Origin of the sequence: Amycolatopsis sp. ATCC 39116, assembly GCF_000231075.2 — a bacterium.
Taxonomy (GTDB): domain Bacteria; phylum Actinomycetota; class Actinomycetes; order Mycobacteriales; family Pseudonocardiaceae; genus Amycolatopsis_E; species Amycolatopsis_E tucumanensis.
In genome coordinates this window covers 117,187-134,604 of record NZ_AFWY03000002.1, presented here as the reverse complement: position 1 = coordinate 134,604, position 17,418 = coordinate 117,187, and the positions used below count along the sequence as shown (strand labels likewise).

Annotated in this window: 19 protein-coding genes and 1 tRNA gene; 7 read left to right on the top strand and 13 right to left on the bottom strand. The window is 72.0% G+C overall.

Annotated features, from left to right (window positions below; all coding sequences use genetic code 11):
- Positions 1-5: 5 nt before the first annotated feature.
- From AMY39116_RS0303325 to AMY39116_RS0303295, 7 genes are read right to left on the bottom strand one after another with little or no spacing between them, the layout of a single operon-like run.
- A complete protein-coding gene (locus AMY39116_RS0303325) occupies positions 6-770 on the bottom strand; it encodes an SDR family NAD(P)-dependent oxidoreductase (protein ID WP_020416293.1) in 765 nt (254 codons plus the stop codon).
- Complete coding sequence (locus tag AMY39116_RS0303320; protein WP_020416292.1) at positions 767-2,206, bottom strand: aldehyde dehydrogenase family protein; 1,440 nt, start codon at positions 2,204-2,206, stop codon at positions 767-769. The genes AMY39116_RS0303325 and AMY39116_RS0303320 overlap by 4 nt, the downstream gene beginning before the upstream one ends.
- Positions 2,206-2,970, bottom strand: coding sequence for an ABC transporter ATP-binding protein (locus AMY39116_RS0303315; protein WP_020416291.1), 765 nt, complete (start codon positions 2,968-2,970; stop codon positions 2,206-2,208). Before AMY39116_RS0303315 ends, AMY39116_RS0303320 begins: the two co-directional genes overlap by 1 nt.
- Positions 2,967-3,737 (bottom strand): ABC transporter ATP-binding protein, encoded by a 771-nt coding sequence (locus AMY39116_RS0303310; RefSeq protein WP_020416290.1) that lies wholly within the window; start codon positions 3,735-3,737, stop codon positions 2,967-2,969. Before AMY39116_RS0303310 ends, AMY39116_RS0303315 begins: the two co-directional genes overlap by 4 nt.
- Complete coding sequence (locus tag AMY39116_RS0303305) at positions 3,734-4,552, bottom strand: ABC transporter permease (RefSeq protein ID WP_020416289.1); 819 nt, start codon at positions 4,550-4,552, stop codon at positions 3,734-3,736. The genes AMY39116_RS0303310 and AMY39116_RS0303305 overlap by 4 nt, the downstream gene beginning before the upstream one ends.
- Positions 4,549-5,496 carry an ABC transporter permease gene (locus AMY39116_RS0303300; RefSeq protein ID WP_020416288.1) on the bottom strand — a complete coding sequence of 316 codons (948 nt, stop codon included), beginning with the start codon at positions 5,494-5,496 and terminating at the stop codon, positions 4,549-4,551. The genes AMY39116_RS0303305 and AMY39116_RS0303300 overlap by 4 nt, the downstream gene beginning before the upstream one ends.
- Complete coding sequence (locus AMY39116_RS0303295) at positions 5,496-6,977, bottom strand: ABC transporter substrate-binding protein (RefSeq protein ID WP_027935592.1); 1,482 nt, start codon at positions 6,975-6,977, stop codon at positions 5,496-5,498. The genes AMY39116_RS0303300 and AMY39116_RS0303295 overlap by 1 nt, the downstream gene beginning before the upstream one ends.
- Before the next feature lie 74 nt (positions 6,978-7,051).
- Here AMY39116_RS0303295 and AMY39116_RS0303290 point away from each other — a divergent pair, with 74 nt between their 5' ends.
- Both AMY39116_RS0303290 and AMY39116_RS0303285 read left to right on the top strand, forming a co-directional pair.
- Positions 7,052-7,792: a FadR/GntR family transcriptional regulator gene (locus AMY39116_RS0303290; protein WP_020416286.1), complete on the top strand. Its 741-nt coding sequence runs from the start codon at positions 7,052-7,054 to the stop codon at positions 7,790-7,792.
- A gap of 44 nt (positions 7,793-7,836) precedes the next feature.
- Complete coding sequence (locus tag AMY39116_RS0303285; RefSeq protein WP_020416285.1) at positions 7,837-8,688, top strand: class I SAM-dependent methyltransferase; 852 nt, start codon at positions 7,837-7,839, stop codon at positions 8,686-8,688.
- On the opposite strand, the gene AMY39116_RS0303280 is transcribed toward AMY39116_RS0303285, so the two are convergent.
- Both AMY39116_RS0303280 and AMY39116_RS0303275 read right to left on the bottom strand, forming a co-directional pair.
- The gene (locus AMY39116_RS0303280; protein ID WP_020416284.1) at positions 8,685-9,173 is read right to left on the bottom strand and encodes an SRPBCC domain-containing protein; all 489 of its coding nucleotides are present in this window, start codon (positions 9,171-9,173) and stop codon (positions 8,685-8,687) included. The genes AMY39116_RS0303285 and AMY39116_RS0303280 overlap by 4 nt on opposite strands.
- Positions 9,170-9,508, bottom strand: coding sequence for a helix-turn-helix domain-containing protein (locus tag AMY39116_RS0303275; RefSeq protein ID WP_020416283.1), 339 nt, complete (start codon positions 9,506-9,508; stop codon positions 9,170-9,172). The genes AMY39116_RS0303280 and AMY39116_RS0303275 overlap by 4 nt, the downstream gene beginning before the upstream one ends.
- A gap of 85 nt (positions 9,509-9,593) precedes the next feature.
- Between AMY39116_RS0303275 and AMY39116_RS0303270 the strand changes: the two genes are divergently transcribed.
- Positions 9,594-10,616, top strand: coding sequence for a patatin-like phospholipase family protein (locus AMY39116_RS0303270; RefSeq protein WP_027935591.1), 1,023 nt, complete (start codon positions 9,594-9,596; stop codon positions 10,614-10,616).
- Here AMY39116_RS0303270 and AMY39116_RS0303265 read toward each other — a convergent pair.
- The gene (locus AMY39116_RS0303265; protein WP_369794293.1) at positions 10,613-11,836 is read right to left on the bottom strand and encodes a macrolide family glycosyltransferase; all 1,224 of its coding nucleotides are present in this window, start codon (positions 11,834-11,836) and stop codon (positions 10,613-10,615) included. The two genes, AMY39116_RS0303270 and AMY39116_RS0303265, sit on opposite strands and share 4 nt — an antisense overlap.
- A 27-nt stretch (positions 11,837-11,863) precedes the next feature.
- On the opposite strand from AMY39116_RS0303265, the gene AMY39116_RS0303260 reads away from it, so the two are divergent.
- Positions 11,864-12,286 (top strand): PPOX class F420-dependent oxidoreductase, encoded by a 423-nt coding sequence (locus AMY39116_RS0303260; RefSeq protein ID WP_020416280.1) that lies wholly within the window; start codon positions 11,864-11,866, stop codon positions 12,284-12,286.
- Here the strand turns inward: AMY39116_RS0303260 and AMY39116_RS0303255 are convergent.
- Positions 12,271-13,320, bottom strand: coding sequence for a PLP-dependent aspartate aminotransferase family protein (locus tag AMY39116_RS0303255; protein WP_020416279.1), 1,050 nt, complete (start codon positions 13,318-13,320; stop codon positions 12,271-12,273). The genes AMY39116_RS0303260 and AMY39116_RS0303255 overlap by 16 nt on opposite strands.
- A gap of 85 nt (positions 13,321-13,405) precedes the next feature.
- Between AMY39116_RS0303255 and AMY39116_RS0303250 the strand changes: the two genes are divergently transcribed.
- Complete coding sequence (locus AMY39116_RS0303250) at positions 13,406-13,780, top strand: FKBP-type peptidyl-prolyl cis-trans isomerase (RefSeq protein ID WP_020416278.1); 375 nt, start codon at positions 13,406-13,408, stop codon at positions 13,778-13,780.
- On the opposite strand, the gene AMY39116_RS0303245 is transcribed toward AMY39116_RS0303250, so the two are convergent.
- Complete coding sequence (locus AMY39116_RS0303245) at positions 13,773-14,654, bottom strand: LysR family transcriptional regulator (protein WP_020416277.1); 882 nt, start codon at positions 14,652-14,654, stop codon at positions 13,773-13,775. The genes AMY39116_RS0303250 and AMY39116_RS0303245 overlap by 8 nt on opposite strands.
- 73 nt (positions 14,655-14,727) lie before the next feature.
- Here AMY39116_RS0303245 and AMY39116_RS0303240 point away from each other — a divergent pair, with 73 nt between their 5' ends.
- Positions 14,728-15,627, top strand: coding sequence for a serine/threonine dehydratase (locus AMY39116_RS0303240; protein WP_020416276.1), 900 nt, complete (start codon positions 14,728-14,730; stop codon positions 15,625-15,627).
- Positions 15,628-15,906: 279 nt separating this feature from the next.
- Here AMY39116_RS0303240 and AMY39116_RS0303230 read toward each other — a convergent pair.
- A tRNA-Leu gene (locus tag AMY39116_RS0303230) sits at positions 15,907-15,989 on the bottom strand.
- Positions 15,990-16,121: 132 nt separating this feature from the next.
- Here AMY39116_RS0303230 and AMY39116_RS0303225 point away from each other — a divergent pair.
- Positions 16,122-17,333, top strand: a complete 1,212-nt coding sequence (locus tag AMY39116_RS0303225; protein WP_027935589.1) for a DUF3662 and FHA domain-containing protein — start codon at positions 16,122-16,124, stop codon at positions 17,331-17,333.
- Positions 17,334-17,418: the final 85 nt, after the last annotated feature.

Sequence of the window (17,418 nt, the reverse complement as noted above, 5' to 3'; positions counted from 1 at the left end):
CCTCCTCATTCCGGCGGTGTGTAGCGGCCGTCCACCGCGGTCCAGCCGCCGTCGACGGCCAGCACCGCCCCGGTGACGAAGCTCGCGGCGTCGGAGGCCAGGTAGACGACGGCCCCGGCCAGCTCGGACGCCTTGGCCCAGCGGCCGAGCGCGCTCTTGCCCGCGTACGCGGCGTACCAGTCGGGGCTGGCCTTGATCTGTTCGGTCAGCGGCGTCTCGACCACGCCGGGCGCGATCGCGTTGACCCGCACGCCGGACGGCCCGAACTCGGCGGCCGCGGTGCGGAACAGCTGCACGAGCCCCGCCTTCGTCGCCGCGTACGGCCCCTGACCCGGTTCGACGGTGGTGCCGCGGATCGAGGAGAACCCGATGATGCTGCCGCGCCCACGCTCGACCATGCCCGCCCCGAAGGCCCGGACGACGTCGAAGGTCGCGCCGAGGTTGAGCGCGACGACCCGGTCGAACTCCTCGCGCCGGTAGTCGAGCAGGCGTTTGCGCACGTTCGTCGCCGCGGTCAGCACGACGACGTCCAGCACACCGAGCTCGCCCGCCGCCCGCTCGACGGCAGACGAGTCCAGCACGTCGATCTCGTAGGAGTCGCCGCGGATCTCGCACGCGGTCTCCGCCGCGGCGGCGGCGTTGCGGTCCGCGCAGATCACCTCCGCGCCGTGCGCGGCGAGCGCGAGCGCCGACTCGCGGCCGATGCCGCTGCCCGCGCCGAGCACCACGGCACGCTTCCCGTCGAGCCGGAACAGCTTCTCGTAGTTCACGCCCTGATCACCGCCATCCGCGTCACGGTCAGCTCGTCGATCGCGAACCGCGGCCCCTCGCGCCCGATGCCGGAGTCCTTCACGCCGCCGTAGGGCATGGTGTCCGACCGGAACCCGGGCACCTCGTTCACCACGACACCACCGACCTCCAGCTCGTCGAGCGCCCGCATCGCGGTGCGCAGCGAGCGGGTGAACACGCTCGCGTGCAGCCCGTACCGCGAGTCGTTGACCTGCGCGAACGCCGTGTCCACGTCGGGCACGCGGCGCAGGCAGACCACCGGCCCGAAGATCTCCTCGTCCCAGCAGTCCACGCCGTCGGGCACGTCCGTCAGCACGGTCGGCCGGATGATCCCGTCCACCGCCTCGCCGCCCGCGGCCACCTTCGCGCCCGCGGCGACCGCCGCCGAGATCCAGTCCAGCACGCGACGGGTGGACCGTTCGTCGATCAACGCGGACACCCGGGTCTTCTCGTCCCGCGGGTCGCCGGTGACGACCTCGGGCAGCCGGGCCAGCAGGCGTTCGGTGAACTCGTCCGCCACCGCGTCGACGACGAGCAGCCGCTGCACGGAGATGCACGCCTGCCCGGACGCGTAGAACCCGCCGCGCAGCACCGCGTCCACGGCCGCGTCGAGGTCGGCGTCCTGGGCGACCACCAGTGCCGAGTTCGAACCCAGTTCCAGCAGGGTCTTCCGCGGCGCCGCGTCCTTCGCGATCCGGTGCCCGACGGCAGCCGAGCCGGTGAACGACACCGCGCCGATCCGCGGGTCGGTGACCAGCGCGGATCCGACCTCGGCATCACCGGTGACCAGCTGGACCATCGGCAGCGGTGCGCCGACGGCAGCCGCCGCCTCGCGCACGAGGTGCACCAGCCACAACGTCGACAGTGGCGTCTGCGGCGCCGGCTTCACGATCACCGGGCACCCCGCCGCGATGGCGGGCGCGATCTTGTGCGAGGCGAGCAGCAGCGGGTAGTTGAACCCGGCGACGCCGACGACCACGCCGATCGGCTTGCGCACCCAGAACCCGGTGAGCCCCTCGCCGGCGGGCAGCAGGTCCAGCGGCACGGTCTCGCCGTGCAGCCGGGCGACCTCCTCGGCCGCGGCCTGCCACGTCACCATGGTGCGGGCGACCTCGACGCGGCAGTCGACGAGCGGCTTGCCGGTCTCCACGACCAGCAGTCCCTCCAGCTCGTCCCGCCACTCCACCAGCGACCGGTGCACGCCCAGCAGCACCTCGCGGCGCACGTGCGAGGGCAGCTTCGCCACCTCACGCGCGACGAGCACCGCCTCGTTGACCGCGAGGTGCGCCAGGTCGGGCGTGCCGACCGGCGCCCGCGCGACCACGCAGCCGTCGTAGGGGAACCTGATCTCCGTCGTGTCCGGTGTGGACACCCAGTCGGACCCGATCGGCAGTCCGTCGGGATAGGGGTCGAACATCATCGTCCTCCCTGCAGCCTGGCCAGTTCCGCACGCAGGTTCGGGGCCGCCGCGACGAGCTCCCTCGTGTAGGGATGTCGCGGATCGCCGTAGACCTGTTCCACCGCGCCCAGCTCGACGAGCTCCCCGGAGCGCATCACGGCGACCGTGTCGCAGACCCGGCGTACCACGGCGAGGTCGTGCGAAACGAACACCAGCGTCAGCTCGAAGCGCTCGGTCAGCTCGGCGAGGAGGTCGAGGATCTGCTTGCGCACCGACACGTCCAGCGCGCTGACCGGCTCGTCCGCGATCAGCACCCGCGGGCGCGGCGCGAGCGCGCGGGCGATCGAAATCCGCTGCCGCTGGCCGCCGGAGAACTGGTGCGGGTACCGGCTCGCCGCGTCCGGCGGCAACCCGACCGCGGTCAGCAGCTCCGCGACGCGGTCCGGATCGCGGCGGCCCAGTGGTTCGGAAATGATGTCCCGCACGCGCATCCGCGGGTCGAGCGAGCCCATCGGGTCCTGGAACACCACCTGCAACGCGTTGCGCAGGAACCCCAGCTTCCGCTCGGGCAGGCCGTCGATGCGCCTGCCGTCGAAGGAGATCTCGCCGGAGGTGGGCCGGTCCAGCCCGGCCAGCAGGCGCACCAGGGTGGACTTGCCGGAGCCGGATTCGCCGACGATGCCGAAGCGCTGCCCTGCCGCGACGGTGAACGACACCCCGCGCAGCGCGTGCACCTCGCGTGGCCGCCGGTAGTGGCGGTGGACGTCCCGCAGTTCGATCACGCCGCCTCCAGGTCCGACGCGGCCAGCAGCTTCTTCGTGTAGTCGTGCCGCGGCCGGGTGAGAACGTCCGAAGTGGACCCTTCCTCGACGATCCGGCCCTCGAACATGACGAGCACCCGCGTGCACACCCGCGCCACCACCGCGAGGTCGTGCGTGATGAACAGCAGGGCCGTCTCCCGCTCCGCCACCCCGGTCAAGATCAGGTCGAGCACCTGCGCCTGCACCGTGACGTCCAGCGCCGTCGTCGGCTCGTCGCAGATCAGCAGCGCCGGATCGTTGGCCAGGGCGATCGCGAGCACCACCCGCTGCCGCTGACCGCCGGAGAGCTGGTGCGGGTAGGCGCGGGCGAGCTGCTCCGGATCGGGCAGCTTCACCGCGTCCAGCAACGCCACCGCGGCCTCGTGGGCGGCTCGCCGCGACTTGCGGGTGTGCAGCCGGATCGCCTCGGCGACCTGGCGGCCGACGCGCATCAGCGGGTTCAGCGCGGTCATCGGCTCCTGGAACACCATCGCCAGGTCCCGTCCCCGCCGACGCGACAGCTCTCGTTCGGACGCGCCCAGCAGCTCGGTGCCGGTCAGCTTCGCCGAACCGCTCGCCCGCAACCCCTCCGGCAGCAGGCCCATCACCGCGGACGCGGTCAGCGACTTGCCGGACCCGGACTCGCCGATCAGCCCGACCCGCTCACCGGCGCCGACCGCGAACGACACCTCGCGCACCAGCGGGTGCGCGCCGGCGTGCACGGACAACTCCGAAACTTCGAGGGTCATCGCCGCTCCAGCCGGGGGTCGAGTCGGTCGCGCAGACCGTCGCCGAGCAGGTTGAACCCGAGCACCGCGATCGCGATCGCGAGACCCGGCACCAGCGCGAGCCGCGGCTGCACCGTCAGCAGCTCCTGGGACTCCTGCAGCATGCGTCCCCAGGACGGCGTCGGCGGCCGCGTGCCGAACCCGAGGAACGACAGCGCCGCCTCGGCCAGCACCGCGATGCCGAACGACACCGAGCACTGCACGATCACCAGCCCGCCGATGTTCGGCAGCACGTGCCGCCGCGCGATGAAGAACCGCGACCGGCCCGCCGAGCGCGCCGCCAGCACGTACTCCGTGCTCATCACCTGCAACGTGCCGGAGCGGGCCACCCGCGCGAACGACGGGATGGTCGCGACTCCGATCGCGATCATCGCGGTGACCGTGCTCGCGCCGTAGACCGCACCGAGCATGATCGCCAGCAGCAGCGCCGGGAACGCGAGCACCAGGTCGTTGACCCGCATGACGAACTCGCCGAGCCACCGCTTCGACATCCCGGCCAGGATCCCCAGCGGCGTCCCGACCAGCGCGGCGACGCCGACCGCGATCACGCCGACGTACAGCGTCGTGCGCGCGCCGACGAGGATCTGGCTGAACACGTCCCGGCCGAACTTGTCGGTGCCGAACCAGTGCTCACCGGTCGGCCCGAGCAGCCGGGCGGTCGATTCGACCTTCAGCGGATCGTGCGGCGTCCACACGAACGACACCAGCGCCGCCAGCACCACGAGCCCGACCAGTACCGCCCCGGCGATCAACGCCGGCGATGTCCGCCCCTTCACCGCGCCGTCCTCAGCCGGGGGTCGATCACCACGTACAGCAGATCGACCACGAAGTTGACCACCAGCACCGCGACCACCAGCACGAGCACGATGCCCTGCACCGACAGCAGGTCACGCGCCGACACCGAGTCCAGCAGCATGCTGCCCAGGCCGGGCAGCACGAACACCCGCTCCACCACGACCGCGCCGACCAGCAGCGTGGTCAGCTGGAGCCCGAGCACGGTCACCACCGGGACGGCGGCGTTGCGCATGCCGTGCCGCATCAGCGCCGGGTACGGGCGCAGGCCCTTCGAGCGGGCGGTGCGCAGGTAGTCCTGGCCGAGCGTGTCCAGCACCGCCGAGCGCACATACCGGGTGAGCACCGCGCCCTGCACGAGCCCGAGCGACAACGCGGGCAGGATCAGCCCGCGCAGGAACTCGCCGGTGTCGACGTTCGGCGGCGTCCACCCGCCCGACGGCAGCCACCGCAGCTGCACCGCGAACACCTGCACCAGCAGGATCCCGGCGAGGAACGCCGGCACCGCCACCCCGAGCTGCGACAGGCCGGAGATGGCCGTGCCACCGAAGCGCCGGTGCCACACCGCGGCCAGCGCGCCGAACGGCACCGCGAGCACGACCGCGACCAGCATCCCCGCGCCCACCAGCCACAACGTCACGCCGAGCCGGTCCACCAGCTGCGGCCCGATCGCCTCGCCGGTGACGTAGGAGCGGCCGAAGTCGCCCTGCAGCACCCCGCCCATCCAGCTCAGGTACTGCTCCACCAGCGGCCGGTCGAGGCCGAAGTCGGCGCGCGTCCTGGCGAGCAGCTCCGGGGTGGCGTTGATGCCGAGCGCGACCTGCGCCGGATCGCCGGGCAGCACCGCCATGAACGCGAACACCACGATGGAGGCGACCAGCACGCTGACCACCAGGATCGCCACGCGGCGCAGGATCGCGGCGGTCATCAGCCCAGCCCCGTCAGGTCGAAGGACTCGCTGACCTGGTTGGCGGCGAGCCCGGTCACCTTCTTCTTCGCCACCACCACGTTCGGGTACAGGAACAGCCAGTCGGCGGCCGCGTCCGCGGTGATGGTGCGGGCGGCCTCGCGCATGTCCGCGACCTGCTGCTCCGGCGTGCCCGCGTCCGCGTCCGAGATGAGCTGCTTCACCCGCGGGTTGTCGTAGCCCCAGTAGTACTTGGGGTTGCCGAAGGTGGTGATGTCGCGTGCTTCGACGTGCTGGACGATCGAGGCGTCGAAGTCGTGGTCGGTGAAGACCTGCTTGAGCCACACGGCCGGGAAGTCCAGCGGCTCGATCGTGACTTGCACGCCGATGTCGGCCAGATCCGAGGCGACCACCTGCGCGGCGGCCGTCGCGTACGGCAGGTTCGCGACGCGCAGCCGGATCGACAGGTTCGTCTGCCCCGCCTCGGCCAGCAGCGTCTTCGCCTGCACCGGGTCGTGCGGGTAGTAGCCGGCGAGGTCCTCGTACCACGGGTCGGTGGGCGGGACCATGCTGCCGAGCACCGTGCCGCGTCCGGCCCACGCGGTGTCCAGCAACGCCTTGCGGTCGATGGCCAGGGTGAGCGCGCGGCGGACGCGCACGTCGTTGAAGGGTGCTTTCGCGCCGTTGAAGGAGAGCACGACCTCGCCGTTCGTGGTGCCCTGCAGGACGGTGAACCGGTTGTCGTTCTCGAACTGCGGGATCGAGTCCGGCGCGGTGATCTGCGCGATGACGTCGATGCCGTTGCTGAGCAGCGCGTTGTTCAACGCGGTCGGATCCTTGATGTACTTCAGGATCACGGTCCGGTAAGCCGGTTTCCGGCCCCAGTAGCCGGGGTTGGCGGCCAGGACGATCGAATCGCCGCGCCGCCGGGACTGCACCTCGTACGGCCCGGTGCCGACGGGCTTGCCCGCCAGGTCGGCGACCCCGGTGGGGCTGAACATCGCGCCGACGCGGCCGGTCATGTCGAACAGCCAGCCGTTGCTGGGCTTCTTCAGCACCACGCGGGCGTGCAGCGGGTCGACCACCTCGACGTGGTCCACGACGTCCATCTTGGACTTGATGGAGATCGTCCAGTCGGTCTTGACGCGGTCGATGGAGAACTTCACGTCGTCGGCGGTGAACGGCGCGCCGTTGCTGAACGTCACGCCGGGCTGGAGCTGGAAGTCGTAGGTGCGCCTGTCCTCGCTCACGGTCCAGGACCTGGCGAGCAGCGGCACGATCTTGCCGCTGCTGTCCAGCTTCACCAGGCCCTCGTAGACGTTGTAGAGCAGGGCCTGCGGGATGGCGGTGCCGTCGGTGCGGGTGAAGTCGAAGTTCGCCGGCTCGGCGGTGAACCCGACCGCGAGCGTGTCCGGGCCGGAGCCGACCGTCGCCGTGGATCCGGCGGAGCAGGCCGAAACCACCAGCAGGAGTGCCAGTGCCGCGGAAATTCGGACTTTCATCCTCACCCCGAGTCAGTATGCTGGTCCGACCAGTAGCCTAGGTTTGCACCACACGGGGTGAAGGTCAAGACACGATGGAATTCGAGCCGGTCAGCCCGGTCCGCGCCTACGAGCGGATCGTGGAACAGATCGAGCAGGCCGTGCTCACCGGCCGGCTCCGGCCGGGCGAGCGGCTGCCCGGCGAACGCGAGCTGATGGCCCAGTTCGGGGTCAGCCGCTCCACGATCCGCGAGGCGCTGCGGGTCCTGCAGGCCGGCGAGGTGATCCGCTCGCGTCCGGGTGATCCGCGTGGGCCGGAGGTCCTGCCCGCGTCCCCGGCGAGCCTGCAGAAGTCGCTGGACCGGCTGGCGCGCGCGGAAACGCTCGGGCTGGCCGAGCTGCTGCAGTTCCGGATGATCCTGGAGGGCTCGGCGTACCGGCTGGCCGCCGAGCTGCGGACCGAAGAGGACCTGTCGGAGCTGCGCGCGGCGCTGGCGGCGATGACGGAGAGCCTGGACGACTACGCGACCTTCAGCCGCGCGGACGTCGCGTTCCACGACGTGGTCGCGCGGGCCGGGCGGAACACGCTGATCGTGGTGTGCGGCAAGGTCGTGCGCGGGGTGGTGCTGGACCTGATCGCGGGCAAGCTGGAGAACTCGACGGACCGGCAGTCGCTGATGGCGGCGTCGGTCGCGCACCACAAGGAAGTGCTGCGCGCGGTGGAGGACGGCGACGGCCCGCTGGCGGCCCGGCTGGCGCGGCGCGCCCTGTTCGACTACTACGCCGAGTACGTCGGCGCGGACGAGCGGGTCGTGCTGGAACACCTGCTGGACTGAAAATTCCGTGGTGCCGCGCCGTGGATGATCGCTACCGTCCGGGCGTGGCGTACGAACACCCGCTGGCCTACGTCCTCGGCCTGGAAGGCCTGGCGCTGCTGCGATCCTTCCGCGGCGAGCACGACCGCGCGTTCGTCGCGGAACGCCTCGCCGAGATCCGTCGGCTGCTGGCGGATTCCCCGGACGGCGTGGAGGTCGCGCACGTCGACCCGGTCGAGGGCTACGACCTGTGGGCGCCGACCTACGACTCCCCGAACCCGGCGTTCGACTTCGACGAGCCGTTCGTGCGCGAGGTCGCCGGCCGGCTGTCCCCGGGGGTGGCATTGGACGCGGCCTGCGGAACCGGCCGGGTGACGGCGGTGCTCGCGGAGTGCGGCCACCGGGTGGTGGGCGTCGACTCCTCGCCCGGGATGCTCGAACTGGCCCGGAAACGCTTGCCGGACGGCGAATTCCACGTCGGGAGTCTCACCGCGCTGCCATCCGGGCCGGTCGACCTGGTGACCTGCGCGCTCGCGCTGACGCACGTGCCGGACCTGGGCCCGGTGTTCGCGGGGTTCGCGCGCGTGTTGCGTCCCGGCGGGCGCGTGGTGATCGCCGACGTGCACCCGGAGCAGGTGGCGCGTGGTCACGTCCCGGCAGTGCGCCGCGCGGACGGTGCGCCCGGCCGGGTCCTTTCGCACTGCCACCGCACCGGCGACTACCTGCGGGCCGCGCTCGCCGCCGGGCTGGAACCGGTGCGGTGCGAGGAACCGGTGGCGCCGGCGCGGGAGATCCCGGCGTCCGAGCCCGGCCCGTGGGAGACGTGGCCGTGGTCGCTGGCCGGACTGGCGCCGGCGGCCGCGCAGGCCGCCGGCGCCGGTGTCCCGTCGATGATCCTCTGGGAGTTCCGGAACTAGTCCTCGGCCAGTAGCGCGTCGATCTGGCCCTCGGCGAGCTTCATGCCCTCCTCCATGCCCATCTCGATCAGCTTTTCCAGCTGCTCCAGGCTCTCGAAGGAGTTCACGGTGGTCATCCGTGTGCCGCTGCCGTTCGCCTCGATGGTGACCGCGCAGTGGATGACCGGCATCTCCGTGTTCCGCTCGCCCTTGTCGTCGGCGAAACCGTCGTCGAACTCCAGCCGGTGCGGGGCCTCGACCGCGGTGATCTCCCACCAGCCGTGGGACTTCGTGCCGTCCGGCCCGGTCATGAAGTAGCTGGAGCGGCCGCCTGCCTTGAAGTCGTGCTGCTCGAACGTGGCGGGCCAGGTCGGCGGGCCCCACCACCGCTCGAGCTTGCGCGGGTCCTCCCACACCCGCCACACCCGCTCCGGCGCGGCGTCGTACTCCGCGACGATGGTGAGGGTGAGGGCCTCGGTGTCCTTGTGCGAGCTGATGACCGTCATTCGTCCTCCTCGGACAGGATGTCGCCGATCGCGTCGGCGCGGTGGCGCCAGATCTGTTCGTATTCGTCGAGCAGGCGGGCCGCCTTGCGCAGGACCTCGGGATTGCCGTGCACGAGCTGCTCCCTTCCGCTCCGCTGTTTGACGACCAGCGACGCCCGCGCGAGCACCGCCACGTGCTTCTGCACGGCGGCGAAACTCATGTCGTACCTGCGGGCGAGCTGCGAGATCGACTCCTCCTGGCGGAGCACCCTGGTGACGATGTCGCGCCGGGTGGTGTCCGCGAGTGCGTGGAAGATGCGGTCGATCTCCGCGTCGTCGAGTTGACTTACAACCACATGGTTGTAAGTTAGTGGCCGCGGAACCGTCTGGCAAGAGGTGACTCCTTGCTCCCGGCGGGACACCCGTAGTACACCCGTCCGTATGACTGGGGTCGGGCTTTGCCTGTCCGGTGGCGGCTATCGCGCGATGCTGTTCCACCTGGGCGCGTTGTGGCGCATCAACGAACTGGGCTGGCTACCCGAGCTGACGCGGATCTCCAGCGTCTCCGGCGGCTCGATCACCGCAGGCGCGCTCGCCGTCGCGTGGCCGCGGCTGGAGTTCACCGGCGGGGTGGCGGCCAACTTCACCGACGAGGTCGTGCGGCCGGTGCGCGCGCTCGCCGGGCGGACGCTCGACGTGCCGGTGATCCTGCGCGGCTTGGTGACGCCCGGCCGCAGCACCGGGGAGTTTCTCGCGGCAGCGTACCGGAAGCACCTGTTCGGCGACCTCCTGCTGCCGGACCTGCCCGCGCACGGCCCGCACTTCGTGTTCACGGCGACCGACCTGCAGGACGGCGACCAGTGGTGGTTCTACCGGAAACGGCAGCAGGACCCGCCGGTCCAGCTCGCGACCGCGGTCGCGGCGTCGTCGGCGTTCCCGCCGTTCCTGTCGCCGGTCGTGCTGACCACGCCGGTCCCGGGCGAGGACCGGCGCATCGAGCTGAGCGACGCCGGCGTGTTCGACAACCTCGGCCTGGACCCGGTGATCGGGCACTGCGACACGGTGCTCGTCAGCGACGCGGGCAAGCGGATGGACAAGCTGCGGTCGGTGTCCCGGAACTGGCCGGGCCAGCTGCTGCGCACGCTCGACATCATGGACAACCAGGTCCGCACCCTGCGCACGTCGTCGCTGATCAAGTCCTATGTGGACGGCACGTTCGCGGGCGCCTACTGGGGCAGCTACAGCGACATCGACAACTTCGAGGTCGACGACGCGCTGCCCGCGCCGCTCAGCCGGACCCGCACACTCGCCGAGTCACCCACCCGGCTGCGGCGCACCCCGGCCGCGGCGCAGGAGCGGCTGATCAACTGGGGCTACGCCATCTGCGACGCCGGAATGCGCCGGTGGGTCGACCCGAAGGCCAAGCCACCGGTGGACTTCCCCTACCCCGCCGCGGGGGTTTAGCGAAGCAGCTCCTCCAGGAGGTCGGCCGCCCGCGTGGAGCCGCCCTCGGCGCGGGTCTCCTCGCGCAGCCGGGCGGACCTGCGGGCGACCTCGGGGTCGGCGACGAGTTCCAGCAGGGTGCTCCGCAGCAAGTCGGCCGTCGCGTCCGGGGTGTCGATCCGCCGCGCCACGCCGAGTTCGACCAGGCGGTCGGCGTTCATGAACTGCTCGGCGGCCTGCGGTACCGCGATCATCGGCACGCCAGCGTGCAGTCCTTCCGCGCTGCTGCCCATGCCGGCGTGCGTGACGAACGCGTCGGCCTGGGCCAGGATCGCCGGCTGCGGCACCCAGGACCGGACCTCGACGTTGGCCGGGACCTCCCCCAGCTCGGCCGGGTCGACGTACTTGCCGATCTGCAGCACCACGTGCCAGCCGGGCAGGTTCCCGAACGCGGCGAGGCATTCCCGGTAGAACGCGGCCTGGCGCGTGTAGGCCGAGCCGAGCGAGACCAGCAGGACCTTCCCGGCGTCCGCGGGTCGCGTCCACCCGCCCGCGTCCGCGCGGTCGCCGAGGCACGGCCCGACGAAGGTCACCCCGTCGTCCACCCGGTCGGCGTTCGGCTGCATCGCGCGGGGGATCAACGCCAGCGCGCGCGGCGGCCGGCCGGAGAACGCGTCGCTGTCCAAAGTGGTCGCCCCGGACGAGGCGAGCCAGTCGGCGAACTTCGCCCGGTGCGCATCGGCACCGGGCAGCGCCCACAACTGCGCCGCGACCTCTTCCTCGTAACCCTTCCAGGCCACGAACGTCGGCGACAACTGCACCAACGGGCGCCCCTGCGATTCGGCGAGGACGCGCGCGCCGTACGCGCCGATGTCGTAGAGGTAGAGGTCCGCCGGATCCGCGTCGTAGACGGCACGCAACTGCGGGAGCGCCTGGATCGCGTCGTCGAGGAACAGGTCCATCGCCGCGATCGGGTCGGCGGGCCAGTCGTTGTCGGCTACCGGCAGCGTCGAGGTGCACGGCACCAGCTCGGCGCCGGTCGGCTCGATCAGGTGGGCCACGGCCGGGTCGTTGGCGTAGGTCACGCGGTGGCCGCGGGCGACCAGCTCGCGGATCACTTCGAGGCTGGGCAGGACGTGGCTGACGGCCGGGACCCCGACCATGGCGATGTGCTTGCTCATGTCAGCGGCGACCCTAGCGTGATCACGCCGGGCGGGCATCCGGATTTCCTTGACCTCCAGTTATCTGGAGGTTCTAGCGTGAATCCCATGATCTTCACCGAACGCGAGCGCGCGTACCTGGCCGGCCAGCGGCTCGGCCGCATGGGCACCGTCGACGCCAAGGGGCGCCCGCAGGTCCGGCCGCTGAGCTTCCGGCTCAACGACGACGGCACCATCGACATCGGCGGACCCGCGCTCAGCAAGAGCCAGAAGTGGCGCAACCTCGAACGCAACCCCGAGGTGTCGTTCGTCGTCGACGACATCACCCCGGACGAGCCGGGCGCCGTCAAGCCCGGCTGGGGGCGCGGCGTCGAGGTCCGCGGCACCGCCGAACTGATCACCGGCGTCGAGCCGCCGGAGTTCGGCCGCGGCTTCTTCAGCGACGAGCTGATCCGGATCCACCCGCGCGTCGTGCACGCCTGGCACCTGGACCCGGACCAGCTGACGCGGCGGGCTCAGGTCAGCGCCTGAGCCAGGTCCCGCCAGAGGTCCTCGGGGTCCTCCAGGCCGACGCTGAACCGCACCAGGCCGGCGGGCACGTGCGCGTCGCCCGGCCACATAGCGCGGCGCTCGACGATGCTCTCCACCCCGCCGAGGCTGGTGGCGTGCCGGATCAGCCGCAGCGACGCGCACAGGCGGTCGGCGGCGTCCGCGTCGGCGAGGTCGAAGGCGATCATCGTGCCCTGGCCGGGGTAGCGCACCTTCGTCACCGCCGGGTGCGCGCCGAGCCGCTCCGCGAGCAGCGCCGCGGTGCGGGACTGTTCGGCCAGCCGGACCGGAAGCGTCCGCAACCCGCGCAACGCGAGCCACGCCTCCAGCGCGCCGGGGGTGGCGCCGTTGCGGGTGCGGGCGTCGCGCAGCTCCGCGGCCACGCCCTCGTCCGCGGCGATCGTCAGCCCGAGCAGCAGGTCGCTGTGCCCGCCGATCAGCTTGGTCGCGCTGTGCACGACGATGTCCGCGCCCAGCGACAACGGCTGCTGGGCCAGCGGCGTGGCGAACGTGTTGTCCACGACGACCCGCGCGCGCTGCCCCGTCAGCGCGGCGATGTCGATCAGGTCGAGGGTCGGGTTGGTCGGCGACTCGACCCACACGATGTCGGCCTCGCGGGCGGCGGCCAGCCAGCCCTCCCGGTCGGACGGCTTGATGCGGCGCACCTTCAGCCGCCCCTTGGCCGCGGCGTGGTCGAGCAGCCCGCGGGTGCCCGCGTAGCTGTAGACCGGCACGGCGACCTCGGCGCCGACGTCCAGCAGGTCCAGCACCGCGGCCGCGGTCGCGATGCCGGAGGCGAACGCCGTCGCGTGCCCGCCTTCGAGCGCTCCCACGGCTTCTTCGAGCGCGGCCCAGGTCGGCGTGCCGTCCTCCCGCGCGTACCGGAAGCCCGCGCCGGCGAGGTAGGTGCTCGCCGGAACCAGCGGGGTGTTCAGCGGCTCACCGGCTTCGTCCGGTCGTCCGGCGGCCACCGCACGGCTGCGCGGCGTGAGGTCGTCGAGGTTCACGCTGCTCATTACAACAGCCGACCACGAGCTGGGCGTGCGGCCCCCGGAGCCGCTGGGTACCGTGCAGCGACCGCAAACACAGGGAGGAACACGCATGGCACTCGAACGCCCCGAGGTCGACAAGCCGACCGGGCCGCCCCCGGCCGAGCTGGAGGTCACCGACCTCACCGTCGGCGACGGTCCCGAAGCCGCCGCGGGCAACGTCGTGTCCGTGCACTACGTCGGCGTCTCGCACTCGACCGGCGCGGAGTTCGACGCGTCCTGGAACCGGGGTGAGCCGCTGCGCTTCCCGCTCGGCGCCGGGCACGTCATCCCGGGCTGGGACCAGGGCGTGCAGGGCATGAAGGTCGGCGGCCGCCGCCGTCTGGTCATCCCGCCGCACCTGGCCTACGGTGACCGCGGCGCGGGCGGCGTCATCAAGCCGGGCGAGACCCTCGTCTTCGTGGTGGACCTGGTCGACGTCAGCTGAGCCGGGACGCCACCCGCGCCAGCAGGCCGGCCACGGCCTCGACGTGCGCGGCCGGCCGGGGGCGGTGCACCGCGTACACCTCGCGGTCCAGCGCGCTCCCGGCCAGGTCGCGCACCACGATCCCGTCGACGCCGCGCACCACGCTCGCCGGCACCAGAGCCGCGCCCAGCCCGGCCCGGACCAGCGCGAGGATCGCCGCGTAGTCCCGGGTCTCGTAGGCGATCCGCGGCTCCACCCCGTCCTTCGCGGCCAGCAGGTCCAGGCACTGGCGGTCGGCCGAGATCCAGTCGTCGTCGGCGAGGTCGATCAGCTTCACCTCGGGCTTGCGCGCGGCCGGGTGGTGGGCGGGCAGCACCAGCCGCAGCCGATCGGCGAGCAGCGGCACCCGCGTCAGCCCGCGTGACGGCGGCAGCTGCCGCCCCGGGTAGCGGTGGGTGATCAGCAGGTCCAGCTCGCCCGAGACCACCAGGTCGTAGCCCCCCGGCGGCTCCAGGTCCACCAGCCGCAGCCGGGTCGACGGGTACGCGCGCCGGAACTCCCCCACGACCTGCGGCAACAGCACCTGCCCCGCAGTCGCGAAGGTGCCCACCGTCAACGCGGCGGGCGGCTGGTCGCGCAGGGCCGCAAGCGTTTGCTCCGCCTCCCGCAGCTCCCCCGCGATCGCCTCCCCGTGCCGGACCAGCAGCCGTCCGGCCTCGGTGAGCACCGTCCCGGTCGCGCGGCGCTCCAGCAGCGCGCAGCCCGCCTCGCGTTCGAGCCGGGCCAGCTGCTGGGACAGCGCGGAGGCGGTGAAGCCCATGCTCCGCGCCGCGGTGGCGATGGACCCGGCGTGGGCGACCTCGACCAGGACGCGCAGCCGTTCGGCGACGAGCATGCCGTAAGTATCGCTAATGTCGGGCAACGGGAAAGCGCTGGCGGCTTACGGCCGTCCTGCGCACAGTGGACTCATGACAAGCACGGTCGTCCCCGACGTCACCGCCGCCGCGGAGCGCATCCGCCCGTACGTCCGCCACACCCCGGTGCTGCGCGCCGAAGTCGACGGTCGCCCGCTCGTCCTGAAGCTCGAGCACCTGCAGCGCACCGGCTCGTTCAAGCTGCGTGGCGCGCTGAACGCCCTGCTCGCCGGGGAGCGGCCGGAGCAGGTCGTCACCGCGTCCGGCGGCAACCACGGCATCGGCGTGGCAACGGCCGCGGCGATCCTCGGCCTGCCCGCGACCGTGTTCGTGCCGGACGGCGTCCCGGCCGGCAAGGCACGCCGGATCGAGGCGGCCGGCGCGCGGCTGGTGCGGGCGGGCGCGCGGTACGCCGACGCGGCGGCGGCAGCCCACGAAGCCGCACAGGCGCCGGGCGCGCGGTACGTCGAGGCCTACAACGACCCGGTCGTGATCGCCGGCCAGGGCACGGTGGCGGCGGAGATCGTCGCCGACGCGCCCGAGGTGGATGCGATCGCGGTGGCCGTCGGCGGCGGCGGGCTCGCGGCCGGGGTGGCGCTCGGCTCCGGCGGTCGGCTGACGGTCGCGGTCGAGCCGGAGCGGTGCTCCTGCCTGCACCAGGCGCTCGCGGCCGGGCGCCCGGTAGACGCGGAGGTGGACTCGGTCGCCGCGTCGGCGCTGGGCGCGACCCGCGTCGGAGAGGTCCCGTTCGAGGTGCTGTCCGGGCCGGGCGTGCGGTCGCTGGTGGTCAGCGAGGCGGAAATCCTCGCGGCGCGGGACCGGCTGTGGGACGAGTTCCGGCTGGCCGTCGAACCGGCGGCCGCGGTGCCGTTCGCCGCGTGGCTGGCCGGCGCCGTGCCCGGCGAAGTGCCGTGCGTCCTGCTCTGCGGCGCCAACGCCGACTGGACGCCGTGACCACCACGGGGCCGGGCCGGAACCGATCCTGGTGAGCATCGCCACCGCCGCCGCTACGCCTGAGGCGCCGGAGACCGTCGAGGTCCTCGCCGATCTCGTCCAACCGCCCCGCCGCGGCCACGTTCAGGTTGTCCCGTCGACGCGGTCACGCATGTGACAGTCCCCGTCGTTGTGCATCAGAACTCTCACCACCTCGCGGGAGCGCTCCGCACCGCGGCCGGGTGAGATACGTGGAACGAAAAAACCCGGGCTCTGGGATCCAGAGCCCGGGTCATCGGGTGGGCGAGGAGGGAGTTGAACCCTCACGTCCTTTCGGACACACGGACCTGAACCGTGCGCGTCTGCCATTCCGCCACTCGCCCGAGTTGCCTGCGACAGCGAAGAGAACTCTAGCAGGCCGTTTCGGGGCCCTTCACCGGGGGTCGTGTCGAAGGGCGCGGATCCCGATAGGATCGATGCGAAAGCACATGGTGCGAAGGAGGGTGAGGGGTTCCGTGGGTCGCGTTGAGCGCTTCGATCGACGCCTGGAATCCCTGGTGGGAAACACCTTCGCACGCATGTTCGGCGGCAACGTCGTCACGCAAGAAGTGGCGCAGGCCCTGGAACGCGAAGGCGAGGACAACGTTCGTGAGCTGGCCGGTGGCAGGCTGCTCGCCCCCAACCACTACATCGTGTCACTGGGGCCGACTGACTACGACCGGATGGCCGGCGATGAGTTGCGCGTCACCAGGGTGCTCACGGAAGCCGTCAAGGAGCACCTCGCCGAACACGGTTGGGACACCTATGGTGACGTCGTAGTTTCGCTCGAGCGCAACGACGCGCTGCATACTGGACAATTCAAGACCCGTTCATCCGTCGACCCCGACGTCAGCGCGCGTAACGTCGCGGGTGCAGGACGGTCAGCACGACCCAGCAACGCAGGAGACCCAGCAATGAGCCAGCCCCCCGGCTACGGCCAAGGCCAATACGACCAGGGTGACCCGTACGGCCAGCAGGGCCAGTACGGCTACGGACAGCAGGGACAGCCCGGTTATGACCAGGGTGGCTATGGCCAGCCGGGTTACGACCAGGGTTACGGCCAGCAGCCCGGGTACGACCAGGGCTATGGCCAGCAGCCCGGGTACGACCAGGGCGCCGGCTACGGCGGCCAGCCGGGTTACGACCAGGGTTACGGGCAGCAGCAGCCCGGCTACGACCAGGGCTACGGCCAGCCGCAGGGCGGCTACGACCAGGGTTACGGCCAGCAGCCCGGCTACGACCAGGGCTACGGCCAGCAGCCCGGTTACGACCAGGGCTACGGGCAGCAGCCCGGCTACGGCACCCCGCCGGGTGGCTACGGCCCGCCGCAGGGCGCTCCGGACCCGTACGCGCAGCAGGGCTACGCTCCGCCGCCCGCCGCGCCGGGCGCGGGCCGCCAGCTGCAGGCCGTCCTCCAGCTCGACGACGGCTCGAACCGGAACTACACCCTCAAGCAGGGCGGCAACGTCATCGGCCGCGGCCAGGACGCCGACTTCCGCCTGCCCGACACCGGTGTCTCCCGCCGCCACCTGGAGATCACCTGGGACGGCCAGAGCGCGACGCTCGCCGACATCGGCTCCACGAACGGCACCACGGTCAACGGCACGCCGGTGCAGACGTGGCAGCTCGCGGACGGCGACGTGATCCGGGTCGGCCACTCCTCGCTGGTGTTCCGCACGCAGGGCTGACACGCGCGCCGGTAACCTGCGCCTGACCGGGTTCGCACCCGAAATCCCGTGTCCCGCAGAATGACCCCTGCGGGACGCCGCGGCG